Origin of the sequence: Hymenobacter sp. AT01-02 (assembly GCF_000961955.2) — a bacterium.
GTDB lineage: Bacteria > Bacteroidota > Bacteroidia > Cytophagales > Hymenobacteraceae > Hymenobacter > Hymenobacter mucosus.
The window spans coordinates 1-16,701 of record NZ_JZIR02000014.1; the positions used below are offsets into that span (position 1 = coordinate 1).

Consider the following 16,701-nt stretch of genomic DNA (forward strand, 5'->3'; position numbering starts at 1 on the left):
ATGCTGCTACTCGGGCTGCACTACTTCACCCTCAACCTCACCAACTACCTCTATCCCGATAATGTGCAGCTGTTTTTTGCAATGGCTAGCGCCACTGCCCTCTTACTGGGGCGGCGGAGCAAACCAGCCAAGGCCGCGGCCTGGGGCGGGGGCTTTGCTTTAGCAAACTTTGCAGGCCTGCTCAGCAAGGAAACCATTGTGTACTACTTGCCTTTTTACCTGGTGGTTTTAGCCCGTGACGTAAGGTGTCGCCACCACGGCCGTTTTTGGGGGGCAGCCGTGGCAACGGGGGCCGTAGTACTGGTTGCCTACCTAGGATATTATTCCTGGGTTGCCGATGATGCCCTGTATCCCTTTCACGTAGTAGAGCACACCAACGAAGCCCGCAAGTACCACAGCTACGCTCTGGGCCGCACCGATTTGCTGGCTCGCATTACCTGGCAGCCACTGGCATTGCTAGTAAGCACAGGCCTAGGCACGGTGATGTTGCTAGCTGGGCGGGCCGTAGTACAGTGGCGGCGCCCCACGGACCCAGAAATGCGCTTCTGGTTAGCCCTGGCGGGTAGCTCTCTGGCATTCTACTGGCTGGGCAGCACTTCCCTCACCTATTACAACCCCAATTCCTTGCTACCTCGTATGCTAACGCCATTGCTGCCGCCTTTGTGCTTGGCGGCAGGCTTCGGGTTGGAGCAGTATTGGCGCACGGGCCGCGGCGGCCAGTGGCTAGCAGTGGGGTTCCTGGCGGCAGCAGCGTGGCTTCACAACAGTCTATCTATTGCGTATGCGGTGCCGGGGCTGTTTCTAGCCTTAGCGGCCGGGCTTACCCCAAGAACTGAGCGTCAGGGCAACTGGTGTCAGCCCGGCTCCCAAGTCTTCGCTCGTAGCATGTTGCTGGTGCTAGGACTGAGCTTAGCCTTACGCCCTGCATACTTCATGACCAAGCCCAGCCGCTCAGAGTATACAGCTCAGCACCGGCTCCTACAGCGGGAACTGCGCGGTGCGGCGGGCGGTATAGTATTCGTCGATGGTTTCTTAGTGCGCAACTTCGATTTTTCTTACGGCTTTGCTGTACCCCACGGCCTGCAGTTCCTCCCCTACAACTCCCACGATACAGTGAAGGCAACTCCTGCCCGCCCTGCGTGGCTTTTGCTTAATCGTGCCACTCTACGCAACGATGATTTAGTTCCAAGCATCATCTCTTACTCCGCCGAGCAGGTACTGGCTCCGTTTCCGCAGCGCCAACTCGTTGCCCACGACGGGGCCGTGGAACTATACCGAGTAAAGTAAAAGGTCAGTAGCGAAGAACTGATAGTCTTTTCAACTGCACCGCCAACGGCTCCAACGTGCCAGTAGCTGATCAAGAGCAGAAAGATGGCGGGTTTGAGATAACAGATCCGCCAACTGTACGGCGTGCTGATGGTTACCGTGGCGTACGCACTGGCGCATCTCCCAGCGCAGGCGCACGGCCAGGGCCTCGCACTCAGCAGCAGTTCGACACAATGCCAAGGCTTTACGGCAGGTAGCTAAGGTAGAGTCCAGGTGCGGGTCGCCGGGACGATAGGCGGTGCGCGACATGGCCTGCGGGTGCTTACGCTTCTGCGTGGTTACGGCGTCGAGAAACTGGAAATGCCAGTCGCGCGCGGCCCGCACCCAGAAATCAAAGTCCTCGTAGTACAGCGTTTCATCGTAGCCGCCCAAGGCATCGAGGGTAGCGCGGCGCATGAGCATGGTAGGCGTGCTGATAAAATAGCGCCGCAACACTTCAGCAAACACCTCTCCCGATGCTGGCTGTGGGTGCAACCTGTTCCCTTCGCGCCGAATGTGAAAGCGCAAGTGGCTTCCCTGCTCGTCAATTAGTTCGGCATCGGAGTACAGTACTCCATAGTGCGCAGGCAACTGTTGAAATAGTGCCACCTGCTGGGTCAGGCGTGAGGGTAGCAGCACATCATCAGTGGCGAAATCCACCAAATACTCGCCCGCAGACTGCCGGTAGCCTAAGTTGAAGGCACGACATAAGCCAATATTCTCGGGTAGTAGATGAAGCTGCCAGTGAGGCTGCTGCGCCGCATACTCTTGTAAGATATTGGGGCTACCATCGGTACTACCGTTGTCGATAAGAATGACTTCTACCTGCGGATAGGTTTGAGCCAAGATGGAGTTGAGGGCGTGGCGTAGAAAGGGTGCATGGTTGTGGCAGGTGGCTACAATACTTACTAAAGGCAGGCCAGCGGCCGGAGAAGAGCAGGAACTAGCGGAAGCATTAGCCATGGATTAGCGGCGTAGATAGGTCCGAAAATAGACTACACTCCCTAGTAGCAGCAGCCCAAAGCGGGCAGCATGCGCCAATGAAGCTCCCAGCAGTCCGTAACGCGGCAGCAACCCAGCCAACAACGCTGCATAAAGTACCGCCGAGCCGGCCTGCACAGCTACGTAATGTCCTACCCGGGCCTGCACCATCAGTAGAAACAGTAGCATCCAGGTAAGAAACTTAGCCCAGTCGCCAATCAGTTGGGGGGCCAGAAGGAAGCCAGCCGTGGCAAAATGCTGGTCGAAGAGCAAGGGCAACAGCCAGCCGCGTAGCAACCACAGCAGCCCAAACCCGAGTGCCAGCAAGCCGGCCAATCCTAGTAGCACTGTGCGCACCAGCAGACGCTGTCGCACGGGGTCGGCACTCAGGGCAGCCAGGCGCGGATAGTACACGCTGCTCATCACGGCCGAAAACACCATGGTATAGTTGTCGGAGAGTTTGGCTACGGCCTGCCAAAGGTCGGTTTGCCCGAGTCCAACCTGTCGGATCAGTATTTCGCGCAAACTGAAATCCACACTTTTCCCAAACAGCAGCACGCTCAAGGCCATCAGTAGAAAGCGCCCCAGCGTACGCACAGCTTGGCGGCTAATACGCCCACGCAGCTGAGGCAGCAGCCCTACCCGGCGCGCTACCACCACGGTGGGTGCCAGCGTCAGGCCTTGAGCCAATAGGTAGGCCAGCAGCGCTGTCGGCACCGAACCGTCGAGCAGGAGTACGGCCCCTACTGCGGTTGGCCCTAGCAGGCTGAGCAGTACGGTAAGCCCCACGTAGGCCTGAAGCTGCCCGGCCGCCAGTAGCATCGAAATTAGGAAGGCATGCCCCGTTAATAGCCCTAGCCCCAACCCAAACAGCGCCATCCAGCCAATGCCTACCTGGAACACGCCCACTAACGGAGCCGGCGCAACCAATAAAACTAGCATGCCCAGCACAAGAGCAGCCCCATTTAGTACCACCCCGGCCCCGAGCCACCCCCGGTAACGACTCGATCCGGGCCGCAACGGGGCCAAGTACTTCACCAGGCCCACGTGCACTCCATCATTGGGCAGGGTGGTAAACAGAGACATCAGATTTTGGAAGTGGGCCAGCAACGTAAGCCCTCCTGGCCCGCCGTACACGGCCAGCAGTTTGTTGAGTACCAGCGCGCCACCGGCGCGGGCCAGCACGGCCACTCCCGAGCCCACCGACCCGCGCAGGAAACGCCCGAGCACGGCAGCACGGGTTTCGGGCTGGGTGGCAGGCGTATCGGGGTTAGCAGGCAGCATTAGGAGAACTGTAGCCGGGAAAAGCTGTTGGGAATGAATGGGTAGCACCCAGTGCTAGTTTACTACTTCTCAAACGTCAGCTTCAGGCTCAGCACACCACCCAAGTGGCGCTTAAACTGCAGCAAGGAGTAGTTGGGGCCCTCCGGCAGCATAGAGGTGCCCAAATCGAGCAGGCGCATGCCGCTAGCTTGGCCAAAGGCGTGCAGACCGGCGTTGAGCAGTACTACCGGGCTGAAGCTATTATATGCCAGCGGACTAGCGGGGTAAAAGTTATATAGCACTCCATCATTTACTTGGAGGGCTACCGTCAGAGCGGCCCACTCGCCGTCGGCATCCCGCACCGAGAAAAGAAAGTAGTGCTGTGGAAATAATCGAAACAGCTCCTGCAGGCGCTCTAGCGACAACGACAAGGTCTGGCCTTTCTCCCGGCGGCAACGAGCCAGGAACTCGTAGGCCAAGGGCAGCAGCAGCGGCGTTTCCTGCTCAAAACGGAAGCCGTGCTGCTCGCACTTCCGTAGGCGCCGCCGCTCCGAAGGGTGCAAGTGGGCCCGAAAATCCTGGTGCAGGGGCAGGTGGTTATTAAGTTCGGCGGTTGCAATATGGTAGCCCCGCTGCGTGAAAGCCTGCGTAAGCAGGGCGCTGCCCGCCTCATCGTAGCAACAGGGGTAGTTGCGTACTTGCACCTGCTGCACCCCACGCCGGCTCATCTGCTCGTCTACTAGTGCAATGAAACCATCTACCACGGTAGCAGACAAACCCGGCGCTAGTTGTGCGCTACCAAAGGGTGCTTGCCAAGGACTACGTGCCTGGTGCCCGGCAGCATCCAAAAACACGTGTAGCTGGGCTACAGTGCGCCCTAGGCGTTGGTCCTCCAGGTAAAACGTGAGCCGCTCGCCGGGAGCTGGCTGTAGGGCTAGGTGGGCGGGCGTGAGGTAGAGAAAAGAGCTAAAGGCTGTCGGCAACACGGGTTCTACTGGGCTACCCACGCAGCACCGCACCGCGTAATGACCCTCTTCTAAGGGCAAGGGCAGCAAGGCGGGAGTAGAAGCGGCAGTATCCAATGGAAAATGGAGTAGGTGCAACGGGCAGAGGACGAAAGTACGAGGAAAAGCGCCATTCGGCTTACGCTTTAGCATAAACTAGCGCGCTTCTCACCCCCACAACGAGATGCTATATATTGCACTGGTACGCTCGTTACGCCACTGACTGCTTACGTTTGCAACTCTTCTGGCAAGCACCGATGTGGAGGGGTAGCTAACAACTCGCCGGCATAGCTCCACAACGTTTTGGAAGCCAACACTCGTACATTATACGTATTACCTCTGCTCGCCCTTGCATGCACTCCCCTACTTCTGAGCCGACTTCTCCCCCTGCGCTTCCGTACCTGGCCGAAGACGAATTGACGCAGACACATCCGAACCTGGCTGACCGCGCCGCTACCCGCCAAGCGCACGAACAGGCCGTGGGCTCCCGGCCGGGCACGCTCATTGTGCGCGAGAATGCGCTGAAACCGCGCCTATTTCTGATTTCTTACAACGACCAAATCATTGCGGATCGGGAGTATCACGACTATGGTGCCCTGTTTGCTTTTGTGCAGGAGCACCCCGACCACAAGCACTGGATTGATGTGCGGGGGTACGGCGACCTGGGCTTGATGCAGCGCATTCAGGATGACTTTAAGATTCATCCGCTGATGATGGAGGACGTGCTCAACGACTACCAGCGCGCGAAGGTGGAAGAAACCGACCACGGCTTGTTTTTGGTATCCCGCATGACGGAGTTCACGAACATGCTGGACATTGACGACGATCAGTTGTCCATCTTCACTGGCCCGAACTACGTCCTCTCTTTTCAGGATGACTACGAGGACTGCCTGAATGCCGTGCGCATGCGCCTGCTTTCCACCCGCAGCACCATCCGGCGGCGTACCCCGCTGTACTTAGCCTACGCCCTCACCGACGTAGTGCTGGACCACTACTACCCGACTATGGCGGCCATCGGCGACTATATTGAGACGCTGGAAGACCGCATCCTCACCGGCCGCTCCGACCGACGACTTCTTAACCGCATCCTGCACATTAAGAAGGACATCATCCGCTTTCGACGCCTAGTGTACCCTGAGCGGGAGAAGATTTCCGAAATTCTGCGCATGCCAGAAGAAGTAGTACCAGAGGACATTAAGGCCTACTTCAAGGACTGCTACGACCACGCAATTCAAGCCCTCGACCTAGCCGAAACCTACCGCGAAACGGTGAGCAGCCTCGTGGACCTGTACATGTCGAACCAAAGCAACCGCATGAATGAAGTAATGAAAGTGCTGACCATTATTAGTAGCATTTTCATTCCCCTGAGCTTTGTGGTAGGCTTGTACGGCATGAACTTCCAGCGTGAGGGGCCCGATGGGCGCATCAACTACCTTAACATGCCGGAGCTATACAGTCCGTGGGGTTACCCGGTATTGCTGCTCATCTTATTCCTTATTGTTGTTTTCCAGCTCGTGTACTTCTACCGTAAAGGCTGGCTTACTAATCGGTAAGGCCCAAGCACTCTACCCATCGTCGTACCCCCACAAAAGGCTTTGTCATTCTCCGGAATGGCGGTCTTTTATGGGGATGTAGTGGAAAAACAGATGATAAAACGGTAGGACGCCCTTGCTGTCTTTGGCTTACACCTTGCTTACGCTAGAAGTAATCAGTTCAGCTTAAGATCAGTACGGCGCAAATCGGGCCCTACCACTCGGAATAAGTAGTACGTAGCGGCCGAGGCATCGTACCCGAGGCCAACAGAAGGCGCCGTGTTATCAAAGGGCTGCCCTCCTACCAGGCGGAAACTGGCATCGTAGAGGTAGGATTTGCCGGGGCCTGTTTCAGTGAGTACGTACACCTGCCGCCCCGGCCCAAAATCGAAAAACTGCACCGGCTTGGGGGCCGACGTCACGAAGGTTTGGGCTAGCAACTGTTTGCCCGCTGGGCTAAACAGAGTGAGGCGCCCACCATCTTCCCGGGCTACTACGTATGAGCGGTTTTGCTGGTCGGGAACGAGGCGGAAAGTGCTGGTCCGGCTCCACGTTCCTACCCGGTTGCGGGCTACTACGTCGCCACTCAAGTTGAAGGTCACCCGCTCGCCATGCTGGGTTACTACCGTAACCCGACTCCGGCGTAGCGTGGGGCCCGTTTCTGCGAGGCCCCCGCCTTGTAGGCGCGCGCCCATGCTGATGGGGAAGCCCGGGTATACGCCGCCGGCTTGGTCATACGCATACACGTAGCCATTTTCCAGCAGCACCACAATTACATCGCGCCCGCCCACGCTGAGGTAATGCGGCGGTGCGGCTAGCCGAAACTCTAGCTGCCGGGGCTGCCAGCCGGGGTAGCTGCGGCCCTGAGTATCGTAAAGAAACAAGTTGCCGCTGCCCCCGGCTATTAGCAAGCGCGTCGCCTGCCGGCCCTCCACCGGCGACACCGTGAAAGAGGTTGCCAGCACCGTATCCGGCAGGTTGAGTGGGAAGTTAGGACGGCGCTGGCCTTGCCCGGTGTAGCCAAACACCTGATTGTTGGTGGCCACTAGGTAGCCAGTGCCGCCGGGCAGCCGGTAGGGCGCGCCAACCACTGGCCCCGGTAATGTATCAGACCAGGCCACAGCATTGTCGGGTGTCACGTAGTGCAGTACGAAGGCGGTATCCTGCACTAATACGCCCGGGAGGCGCGTGCCACTCACAGGTACTAAGGTGGGAGCTCCTAGCAGTGGAGTTTTGAAAGCAAGCACCCCACCTGTGCTATTGGGAGTTTGGGGGCTAGCAATGGCAGGGCCCACGGCCGGATGGCGCAGCACCAAATGAGTGAAATACTGCGCGCCTGCTTCACTCTCGTTGGTAGCGGGCACCCATTGCAGGGCAACCTGCGGAAAGCGTTTAAATAGGGTTTCGTTACGCAGCAAACCCGCACGGCGCTCTTCCTGCAAGCCCCGCAGTAGGAGGTTCCAGGCATTGCGAGTATCCAGAAGTACGCTGAGCCGGGCCAAGGGCTGGGTATCTTGCAGGAAGGCTACCTGCGTAGGCGACCGGCTCCATACCTCCCCAGCGGCTACATCCAAAAGGTACTGCCGAAGAGCATTCACATCGGCCCCGAACACCACGTAGTTGCCCACTTGGGCTACCACCGGCTGCGGGAAGCCCCCAAACAACGACCCGAGCAGGCGCTGAGGCAGTTCGGGCGTGCCGGTCTGGTGTAGCTGGTAGGGCCCCACTTTCTCGAAGGACGGGCTGGCGCCGGTGGCACGGCGCAGCTTCCCCAGCAGTATTCCTACGCGCGTAGGGTCGGCGCACCATGCTACGGCTAGCTTGCCGGGCCGCACCCGCGCGGTGGGAGTAGCTAGATAACATAAGGCCACTTCCTGGCGCAGTTGCACGGCGATGCTGTCGATGAGGCCTCCCGTAAGGGCCCCTATTGAGTCGGTAGGGGCCACTGCAGGACGGTTTGCGCGCAAGGCAGTGGCCTGCCCTAGGCCTAAGTGCACCAACAGGGCTGTGCGCAAGGGCAATACCTCAGCCATGTGTAAGCGCTGGCTTGGTTGCCCGCGCAGGCGCTGATGCAGGCTACCCCGGGCTGGCTCGGGGTTGGCAAAGCCATTCAGCACGATTTTGTTGCCGGCCAGCTTCATCTGCACCATCTCCTTACTAGCCAAGCCAGCGGCTTCCGTAAGATCGGCACCCAGCTCAGCCCGGAAGAAGACCCCCAGGAACTGAGGTAGTCGCTGCTGGTTCAGCAGTACGGTGGCATCTACGTCCTTAAGGCGAAAGAAATCAGTGCTTTGGAACTGCGCAATTACTGTCGGCTGCTCAGGATGCTCTAGGCGGCGGGCTACATCTTCTACCAGCTTGGGGCTGGCGCTCAGCAGCAAATGGTTGCGGTAGTTCATCACCGTCAGGCCCTCCCCCGTCTGGCGCACCCGCACCCGCGTAAGCTGCTGGTCGTGGTAGTCGCGGGTGGTTACCAAGTAGCGGGGGTCACGCTCGAAAGCTTCCAGCAAGCCGCGTATTTGCCGGTACTGTCGCACACTGCTGATGGGTACCTGAAACAACACGTCGAAGCGGCCGGGCCCGGTTACGTGCAGGGAGGTAAGCACTTGTTTGCGACCTAAAAACCGAAGTACCACGTTCCGGCCGCCCGCCAAGCTATCTGCCAAAGCCAAGTTGTCTTCTACCTGCTGGAAGTATCGTACCGCCGTGAGGTTATCCCAGAGCTGGGTTTCCTTTAGGTGCCGTACCAGGGTAGGGTGGTCGCGCGTGACGGCTACCAGCACAGCATCGTCGGGCACCAGGGCCCAGGGATCTACGGGCACTCGCGCTACGGTGCGGCGGTAGTACACGTAGGATCCTAGCGCTGTAAAAACCAGTAGAGCCGTGAAAAATACGAGTACGCGTTGCGACATGCAGAACTGCAAAAGGGCGGGCAACAAAGGTAAGCGGCTGTAGGGAATGCGCACAGTCTGGGGCCCACCCCTCCTATAACGCAACCGGCACCTACTTGGCTACATTTCTCGCGTCACTCCCTGATGGTGGTACCAGCCCGTTGCCCAACGCGGGCAAGCCAAGGGTTCCTCAGCTAGCGCCTCACCAGCGTCCTTTCAGGCGGCTTTAGTAGGCGGGAGAGAGTAGCATGCAGGCTCGGTGCTGTGTTTTGCCAGCGTATTCGCTTGACTACAGGCCTGCCTGGGTGCTTTTCTTTTCTATCTTCCGGCCCTGTAACTCCTCTACTTCCCTTTATGTCCGAAAAACAAGGCCATTTTCAACGGGCCATCACGCTGTTCGACGCCGTCATGATTGTGACGGGCAGTATGATTGGCTCCGGTATCTTTATTGTGTCGGCCGACATTGCGCGCCGGGTAGGCTCGGCCGGGTGGCTGCTCGTCGTGTGGCTGGTCACGGGCTTTATTACCTTGGCCGGGGCCATTAGCTACGGTGAGCTATCCTCCATGTTCCCAAAAGTAGGCGGGCAATACGTGTACCTGCGCGAGGCCTACAACCGCCTAGTAGCCTTTCTCTATGGCTGGACGCTGTTCTTAGTTATTCAGACCGGCGTAATTGCAGCCGTGGCCGTGGCCTTTGCCCGCTTCACGGGCGTGCTCTTCCCGAGTTTATCGGAAACCAACGTATTGCTGGAGGTGCGCAACATTCCGGGGCTGGGTACCTTCAAGTTCACCACCGTACAGCTACTAGCCATTCTGCTGCTGGTGGGCCTCACCTACATCAACTCGCGGGGGGTGCGCTCGGGCAAGCTCATTGCCAACATTTTCGGTAGCACCAAGCTGGTAGCCCTAGGCTTGTTGATTCTGCTGGGCCTGGCCCTAGGTATCAATGAGCAGGCCGTCAGCCTCAACTTCCACGATATGTGGCGGGCCGTGAGCTACGATGCCCAGGGCAACGCTTCGCCCCTAACCACGTCGGCCCTGATTACGGCCATCGGCCTGGGTATGACGGGCTCCCTCTTCAGCTCCGATGCCTGGAATAACATTGGCTTCTCGGGCGACGAAATTGTGAAGCCGGAGCGCACCATTGTCATGAGCATGGCCCTGGGAACAGGTATTGTAACCGCCCTTTATATTCTGATCAACGTGGTGTACCTGCTGGTGCTTCCACTTCACGGCGACCCTACCGCTACCGATGTGGCAGGCCGGGGTATTATGTACGCCGCCAACGACCGGGTAGCTACTGCCGTGGTCGAGAGTATTTTGGGTAAAGTAGGCGCCTACTTCATGGCGCTGCTGATTATGATTAGCACGTTCAGCGCCGACAACAGCATTCTGCTTTCGGGCGCCGCGCTTACTACGCCATGGCTGCCGATGGCCTGTTCTTCCCGGGTATGGCGAAGCTCAACAAAGCTGGCGTACCTGGGGTAGCGCTCTGGGCCCAATGTGGCTGGGCCTGCCTGCTCTGCCTCACGGGGTCTTACGGTCAGTTGCTCGACTACGTGATGTTCTCAGTAATTCTGTTTTACGTCATTACGATCATCGGCATTTTCGTGCTGCGCCGCACCCGCCCGGAGGCTCGGCGCCCCTACCGTGCCTGGGGCTACCCCGTGTTGCCCTTGCTCTACGTGGTGCTGGCCCTGGCTTTCTGCGCAATTCTGCTGTTCGACCCAGAAAAAGGACCACAAGCCCAACGCGGTTTGCTGCTGGTAGCCCTTGGTATCCCAGTGTTCTTCCTGTTTGGCAAGCGCTTCGCCCGGGTTGAGCCCCCACAGGAAGATACCCTCTAGCTAGGTTCAACTAGTAATATTGGTAGCAACAGAAAGCCCCGCTGGAATACTCCAGTGGGGCTTTCTGTTGGTGGCGACGGCGCTATACGTAGCGTTTACTTCCGACGGCGCCGACCCATATTCTCGCTCGGCAGCAGCGTTACGGTTAGCGGCTGGGTGCCATGCGGCCGCACCTCGTGGTCTTGATACCCGCCGTAGCCATATACCAGGGTATTATCACCGGCTGGGGCTTCTAGGGTGTAGTTACCGTTGGCATCGGTGCCCGTTGCCTTACGCGAGCCTTTCACCATCACGGTGGCACCAGCCAGGGGGCGGCCATCTTCATCCAGAATACGACCCGAGTACGTCACATTCTCGGGGGTAGCCTCCGCGGCTGGGGCCGCGGCTGGCACGGGCTCTATTTCAATTTCTGAGGTAGCAACCGATGCGGTAACGGGTGCAGCAGGAGTTGCTGCCGTTGCTGGGTGGACAGCCAGCCTGGGCGTTTCCTCCGGCTCATCGGCATCCTCTGCTTCATCCGTTGGCGTTTCGGCCGCGGAGGCGCTTTCGGCAGGGAGGCGGCTGGCCGTTACGGTAGCGTCGCCTAGCTCAATACCGGGCATGGCATTCACAATCTGCCGACTAGCTTGGGCAGGCAACATAATGTAGCCCGCAATTACCAGGGCTAACAACGCGCCTACTATCATTGCTAGGCGGCTGTTGCCCGAGGATAAGTCTTCCTCTTCTGGCAATAGGTTGCCGTTGGCTTCCTTTGACTCTACTGGAGTAGTTTTATTAGCATTCATACTGGGTAAAAAGGATGACAAAGAGGGGAACTTGCAGGTAAGTGTCTGAAGAGAATAATAAAAGCGTAGTATTTCTCTGACTTCGTTATGGATGTGATAGTAATTGCTAAAGATAGTTGAGGTTCCAAGCAAAATCCTAACTCGCTTCTATTTATCATATTAGCAATTAGGCACCTGTCTATGCTGATAAGCGCAAAAAAGCCTCGCTCCTACCGGAGCGAGGCTTTCACAAAGTATTAGGAAGTAACCAGATTGGTTAGTCTTCCACGGGCTTGGCAGGTCCTTTGGTAGTAGACTCACCAAACTCTTGGTCGCGGGTACGCAACTGGTGGTCCAGCTCTACGCTACCTTCTACGCCAAAGCCAGGGCCGCTGCCCTGTTGGGTGTCGTTATGGTCGTTGCCGCCCTGGGGTACGCCTTCGGCGCCACCAATGTGGAGATTTTCTAGCTGGTCCATTTGGCCAGAACGCTGGGTGGTTCCGCCTGGGCCCTGACTACGATGAGCGGAGCGTCGTCTTCCGACTTGCCATTGCTTACCAGTTCCTTAAACTCTTTCTCTTCACGCTGTTGCTCGTCCTGGGAAAAGCCTTCGTTATTGCTAGCCATATGGGCGGGGATTTAGTAGTGGGTATGGTTTGATTTACGCGCTACTGGGCGGGAAGTTGAGTGTCGAGCGTAAAAAAGCTACTTTCTCAGTCCCCGGAAGCGCCACGCTAGCTCATCCAAGCTTGGGTAGTGTACGTATGAAACGCCGGGCCGCTTCCTCGTGGCTTCGAAGGCCGGTCGCAACCTTTTTTCCTTCACCTTTGCAGGGCGGCCGGCCCGGCGGCGGTTCTCACTCGCTTATGCAACTTGTTATCATCGGCAATGGCATCACTGGCGTCAGCTGCGCCATTACAGCTCGCCGCCTGCGCCCAGATGCCCACATTACCTTGGTATCAGACGAAAGTCCCTACCATATTTCGCGACCAGCCCTGATGTATGCGTACCTGGGGCACCTGCGCGCTCAGGACCTAAAACCGTATGCCGACTGGTTTTGGGCCGAGAATGCCCTTGAACTGGTGCACGCCACGGCTATGCGCATTGCGCCGGCCCAGCGGCAGGTAGAACTTAGTACCGGCGCAGTTCTCTCCTACGATAAGCTGGTGGTGGCCGCTGGTTCGGTAAGCCGATTTGCTGCCTGGCCCGGGCAAGACCTGGAAGGCGTGCAAGGCCTTTACAGCTTGCCCGATTTGGAGCGTATGCACCGCAACACGCATGGAGTGCAACAAGCCGTAGTAGTGGGTGGAGGCCTCATCGGTATCGAGCTGGCTGAAATGCTTCACTCCCGTGGTGTTAGCGTTACCATGCTGGTGCGTGATGAGCACTACTGGGGCTCGGTGCTGCCTCCGCAGGAAGCAGCTTTGGTGCAGGGCCAGCTTGATGCTCACCACATTCGCGTGCAGTACAGCACAGAGCTTACCGAGATTCTGGGTGATACCCAGGGCCGCGTGCGGGCCGTAGTCGCCTCCGATGAACAGGAAATTCCCTGTCAGTGGGTAGGCTTGGCTACGGGCGTAACGCCCAACCTTGTACTAGCGCAAGCTTCCGGCTTAGAAACCGACCGGGGCATTTTAGTTGACCGCTACCTGCAAACTAGTCAGCCCCACATTTATGCCGCCGGCGACTGTGCCCAGCACCGGGAGCCAGTGGCCAATGAGGTAGCTATTGAGCAGTTATGGTACACGGGCCGCAACCAGGGCGAAACCATTGCGCATACCGTGTGCGGAGAGCCGAAACCTTACCAGCGGGGACCGTGGTTTAACTCGGCCAAGTTCTTTCAGCTTGAGTACCAAACCTACGGCAGAGTGCCCGCCCGCGCCTTACCCGCCCAGGAGCACTCCTTTTGCTGGCAGCATCCGGCGGGCACGGCCTTGCTCCGCATCAACTTCCGCGCCGATAGCACACTGGCAGTAACGGGAATGAATGCCCTGGGCCTGCGCCAGCGTCACGACACCTGGGACCAGTGGCTACGTGCCGCTACGCCTGTAACCGAGGTGTTGGCTGCGCTGGGGGCCGCTAACTTTGACCCGGAGTTTTTCCGCCAGCACGAGCCGGCCATCGTACAGGAGTTTAATCGGCAATTTCCGCAGTACCCTGTTGCCTTGCGGCGCCGTAAAGGCTTGTTCTCGTTTATGTAATCTCCCGCGGCTCCAATAAGCGCGGGCTGGGGCAGTCCAACTCCATGTTTCGGCTGCTACTTGCTGCCTCGCCTTCTTTCTTGCTCTTTCGCTTACCTACCTACTATGGATCTTTCCAAACTCTACCGCCTCAATGCCCTCAATAGCTTCCAGTACATTGCGCTAGTGGGGGTAGTAATGAGCGCAGGCGCCCAGTTGGTTATTCGGCTGCTGGGCCAGCCCCAACCCAACGGCTACAATTACCTCTACCTCTGCTGGCTTGTGCTGTATATTCTGGGTTCTCTGCTTAACCTGTTTGGTAAGCCCGACGACCATCACCACCACCATCATCACTAACAGAGGCCTCCTCTCACAACTTAAGCAAGCCGGTATATACTGGCTGCTTGCGGTTCCTTTGCTTTCCCACCTATGTCTTCTCCTACCCTATCGGCGGCCCCCACTACCCCGGTTTCTCCTGCCGAAAAGCTCACCCTCACCGTTATTGGGCTAGGGTTGCTGGCCCTACTGCCCGCTACCTTCGATGCCGACCCCTGGCGGGCGCAGCTGTTCTTTTACGTAGCGCTGGGGCTCGTTAGCGCAGGCACGCTGGTGTGGGCAGCGCGCACCTTTGGCCGTCGGCCCGCCGGAGTGCAGCAAGACAACTTGTGGCAGCGGAGTAGTACGGGCCGGGGCGCAGTGGCTTGGCTGACGGCTCTGGTGCTCACCGGCTTTTATGTGATTCTCTACTGGTTTAGCAGCCCCGATGAACACGGTAACTTTGGCGTACTCAACAACTTGGTGCACGCCCTCGACCCGCTCAGCCAGGTCTTGCGCAACCGCCCCGCCGACCAGTGGTTTCTCTACGGCACGTTCTACACCCTAGCCGTACTGGTAATGGGAGGCCGGGCCCTGTGGAAATACCGCCACTCGCCCTACCAGCGTATTCGCACCGTATCAGTGATGTTCTTTCAGTTGGGGTTTGCCTGGCTGCTACCGGGGCTGCTACTGGCCCTGCAAAAACCAGAATACTACTTTAGCTACTTCTGGCCCCTGAAATACGACTACCTGTTTCCGGGCACCGTGAGCTACTTACTCCAGGATGGCGGCCCCGGCTTGGGTGTGTTTCTTATCTTCTGGGGCGTGGTGATGTCATTTGTGGGAACCCCGATCCTCACTTACTTCTTCGGAAAACGCTGGTACTGCTCCTGGGTGTGTGGTTGCGGGGGCCTCGCCGAAACGGCCGGCGACCCTTACCGCCACCTTTCCGACAAAAGCCGCGGCGCCTGGCGCTGGGAGGTTCGCCTCATCTATCCTATTCTAGTTCTAATTGTACTGGTTACGGCCCTGCTGTGGCTGGGGGCAGCGGGCGTGCTCCCAGCGTGGTTTACCACGGCGCGCCCTTCCCAGTTTTCCCTTGTCACCAACCTTAGCCCTGTTGATGGCCTCGGAAAAATCTACGGGTTCTTTATTGGCTCCATATTCTCCGGGGTGATTGGCGTCGGCTTTTACCCCTTGCTGGGCAACCGGGTGTGGTGCCGTTTTGGGTGCCCCATGGCGGCTTACCTGGGCTTGCTCCAGAAACACTTTTCCCGCTTCCGCATTAGCACCAATGGCGCCCAGTGCATTTCCTGCGGCAACTGCTCCAACGTGTGCGAAATGGGCATCGATGTAAAGCAGTACGCTCAGTGTGGCGAGCCCATCATTCGGGCTTCTTGCGTAGGCTGCGGAATGTGTTCTACTGCCTGTCCTCGCGGCGTACTCAACTTGGAAAACGGCCCGCGTGAAGGCCGCTACCAGGCCAGCCCCCTCATTCACGCCGATAGCCTGCGCATCTTGTCTTAATCTGGCTGCTTTGGTATAATAGCCACGAAACAGAGCGGGGCCGCCTAGCTGATGCTAAGCGGCCCCGCTCTGTTTGTGTTTTTAGGAAGCTACTTGATAAATGCCATCAAGGCTGCTAGAAATTTGGGGGTAGCTTCTAGGTGAGGAATGTGACCTACTCCTGCTATGGGTACGAGTTTGGCTCCTTTTATCTGAGTTGCCGTACGCCGCCCAAGCTCCGGGTATTGGCCCATAGTAGCCAGCACGTTGGGGTCCTTAACAAGACCTTTCCCTACCACGGTGCGGTCCTCCTGACCTATGATAAGCAGCGTAGGCACTTGCACGCGACTGAACTCGTAGCTCACGGGTTGCTGGTAGATCATGTCGAAGGTGAGGGCATTGGAACGGGCTACCTGCGGAAAATCGGGGTGGCGGGTTTGGGCCGCCAGCGGCAGAAGCCACTGGTCGTGCGCTTTGGGGTAGCCGTGGGGGTAGTAGGTAGCGTGGTACTTGCGTATGCTTTCTTCCGTGCTCTTCCGCTCGGTAGCCTCGGCCTGGTCCACGGTTTGGAATGGCACTCCCACGCGGTAGTCTTCCAGCCCAATGGGGTTTTCCAGTACTAGCTTCTCCGTGGCGGCCGGGTACATTAGGGCAAAGCGCGTTGCCAGCATCCCGCCCATGCTATGCCCCACCACCACGGCTTTCTGTACCCCAAGAGTATCGAGGATGTGCTTGGTGTTGCGGGCCAACTGGTGGAAGGAGTAATGAATATCGGGCTTGTCAGACTTGCCAAATCCAATTTGGTCGGGCACTATCACCCGGAAGCCTGCCGCCGCCAACGCCTTGATGGTTTCGCGCCAGTAGGCCCCGAAGAAGTTCTTGCCGTGCAGCAACACTACCGTACGTCCATTGGCGCGGGCCGTGGGCGCTACGTTCATGTACGCCATGCGCAGCTTTTGCCCTTCCAAGGTGAGGGGCAGATACGCTACAGGGTACGGATACTCATACCCATCAAGGGTGGCATTAAGAGAATTAGGAACCACCGCCTGAGCAGCGGCTGACCACGTACAGGCCACCGAAATTAGGAGCAAAAACAAACAGCGCAGCATCTAG

General features: G+C 58.1%; 13 protein-coding genes and 1 pseudogene. 6 read left to right on the top strand and 8 right to left on the bottom strand.

Features of this window, described 5'->3' with window-relative positions; translation table 11 throughout:
• The coding region (locus VI25_RS25020) for a hypothetical protein (RefSeq protein ID WP_045687099.1) at positions 1-1,287 on the top strand (1,287 nt) is incomplete at its 5' end.
• A gap of 30 nt (positions 1,288-1,317) precedes the next feature.
• Here the strand turns inward: VI25_RS25020 and VI25_RS04930 are convergent.
• From VI25_RS04930 to VI25_RS04940, 3 genes are all read right to left on the bottom strand, one after another.
• Positions 1,318-2,268 carry a glycosyltransferase family 2 protein gene (locus VI25_RS04930; RefSeq protein ID WP_045687100.1) on the bottom strand — a complete coding sequence of 317 codons (951 nt, stop codon included), beginning with the start codon at positions 2,266-2,268 and terminating at the stop codon, positions 1,318-1,320.
• A gap of 3 nt (positions 2,269-2,271) precedes the next feature.
• Positions 2,272-3,570, bottom strand: a complete 1,299-nt coding sequence (locus VI25_RS04935; RefSeq protein WP_055562322.1) for a hypothetical protein — start codon at positions 3,568-3,570, stop codon at positions 2,272-2,274.
• A gap of 62 nt (positions 3,571-3,632) precedes the next feature.
• The gene (locus tag VI25_RS04940; protein ID WP_052694917.1) at positions 3,633-4,631 is read right to left on the bottom strand and encodes a GNAT family N-acetyltransferase; all 999 of its coding nucleotides are present in this window, start codon (positions 4,629-4,631) and stop codon (positions 3,633-3,635) included.
• Between the two features lie 275 nt (positions 4,632-4,906).
• Between VI25_RS04940 and corA the strand changes: the two genes are divergently transcribed.
• Entirely contained in the window at positions 4,907-6,106 is a 1,200-nt protein-coding gene (corA, locus tag VI25_RS04945; RefSeq protein ID WP_052694918.1) for a magnesium/cobalt transporter CorA, read from the top strand.
• 155 nt (positions 6,107-6,261) lie between these two features.
• Here the strand turns inward: corA and VI25_RS04950 are convergent, their stop codons facing one another.
• The gene (locus VI25_RS04950) at positions 6,262-8,997 is read right to left on the bottom strand and encodes a PQQ-binding-like beta-propeller repeat protein (RefSeq protein ID WP_055562323.1); all 2,736 of its coding nucleotides are present in this window, start codon (positions 8,995-8,997) and stop codon (positions 6,262-6,264) included.
• A gap of 405 nt (positions 8,998-9,402) precedes the next feature.
• Here VI25_RS04950 and VI25_RS04955 point away from each other — a divergent pair.
• Positions 9,403-10,823 (top strand): annotated as a pseudogene (locus VI25_RS04955) (APC family permease).
• Positions 10,824-10,918: 95 nt separating this feature from the next.
• Here the strand turns inward: VI25_RS04955 and VI25_RS04960 are convergent.
• From VI25_RS04960 to VI25_RS25025, 3 genes are all read right to left on the bottom strand, one after another.
• Positions 10,919-11,608: a carboxypeptidase-like regulatory domain-containing protein gene (locus VI25_RS04960; protein ID WP_045688564.1), complete on the bottom strand. Its 690-nt coding sequence runs from the start codon at positions 11,606-11,608 to the stop codon at positions 10,919-10,921.
• A 256-nt stretch (positions 11,609-11,864) separates the two neighbouring features.
• Positions 11,865-12,065, bottom strand: coding sequence for a hypothetical protein (locus tag VI25_RS04965; RefSeq protein ID WP_045688563.1), 201 nt, complete (start codon positions 12,063-12,065; stop codon positions 11,865-11,867).
• Positions 12,053-12,214 (bottom strand): hypothetical protein, encoded by a 162-nt coding sequence (locus tag VI25_RS25025; protein ID WP_161806876.1) that lies wholly within the window; start codon positions 12,212-12,214, stop codon positions 12,053-12,055. Before VI25_RS25025 ends, VI25_RS04965 begins: the two co-directional genes overlap by 13 nt.
• A 200-nt stretch (positions 12,215-12,414) precedes the next feature.
• Here VI25_RS25025 and VI25_RS04970 point away from each other — a divergent pair, with 200 nt between their 5' ends.
• From VI25_RS04970 to VI25_RS04980, 3 genes are all read left to right on the top strand, one after another.
• Positions 12,415-13,788, top strand: coding sequence for an NAD(P)/FAD-dependent oxidoreductase (locus VI25_RS04970; protein ID WP_052695207.1), 1,374 nt, complete (start codon positions 12,415-12,417; stop codon positions 13,786-13,788).
• Positions 13,789-13,893: 105 nt separating this feature from the next.
• On the top strand, positions 13,894-14,124 hold the full coding sequence (locus VI25_RS04975) for a hypothetical protein (RefSeq protein ID WP_045688562.1): 231 nt from the start codon (positions 13,894-13,896) through the stop codon (positions 14,122-14,124).
• A gap of 72 nt (positions 14,125-14,196) precedes the next feature.
• Positions 14,197-15,609, top strand: a complete 1,413-nt coding sequence (locus VI25_RS04980) for a 4Fe-4S binding protein (protein WP_045688561.1) — start codon at positions 14,197-14,199, stop codon at positions 15,607-15,609.
• An 89-nt stretch (positions 15,610-15,698) separates the two neighbouring features.
• Here VI25_RS04980 and VI25_RS04985 read toward each other — a convergent pair whose 3' ends face one another.
• Positions 15,699-16,697 carry an alpha/beta fold hydrolase gene (locus tag VI25_RS04985; RefSeq protein WP_045688560.1) on the bottom strand — a complete coding sequence of 333 codons (999 nt, stop codon included), beginning with the start codon at positions 16,695-16,697 and terminating at the stop codon, positions 15,699-15,701.
• Between the last annotated feature and the right edge of the window lie 4 nt (positions 16,698-16,701).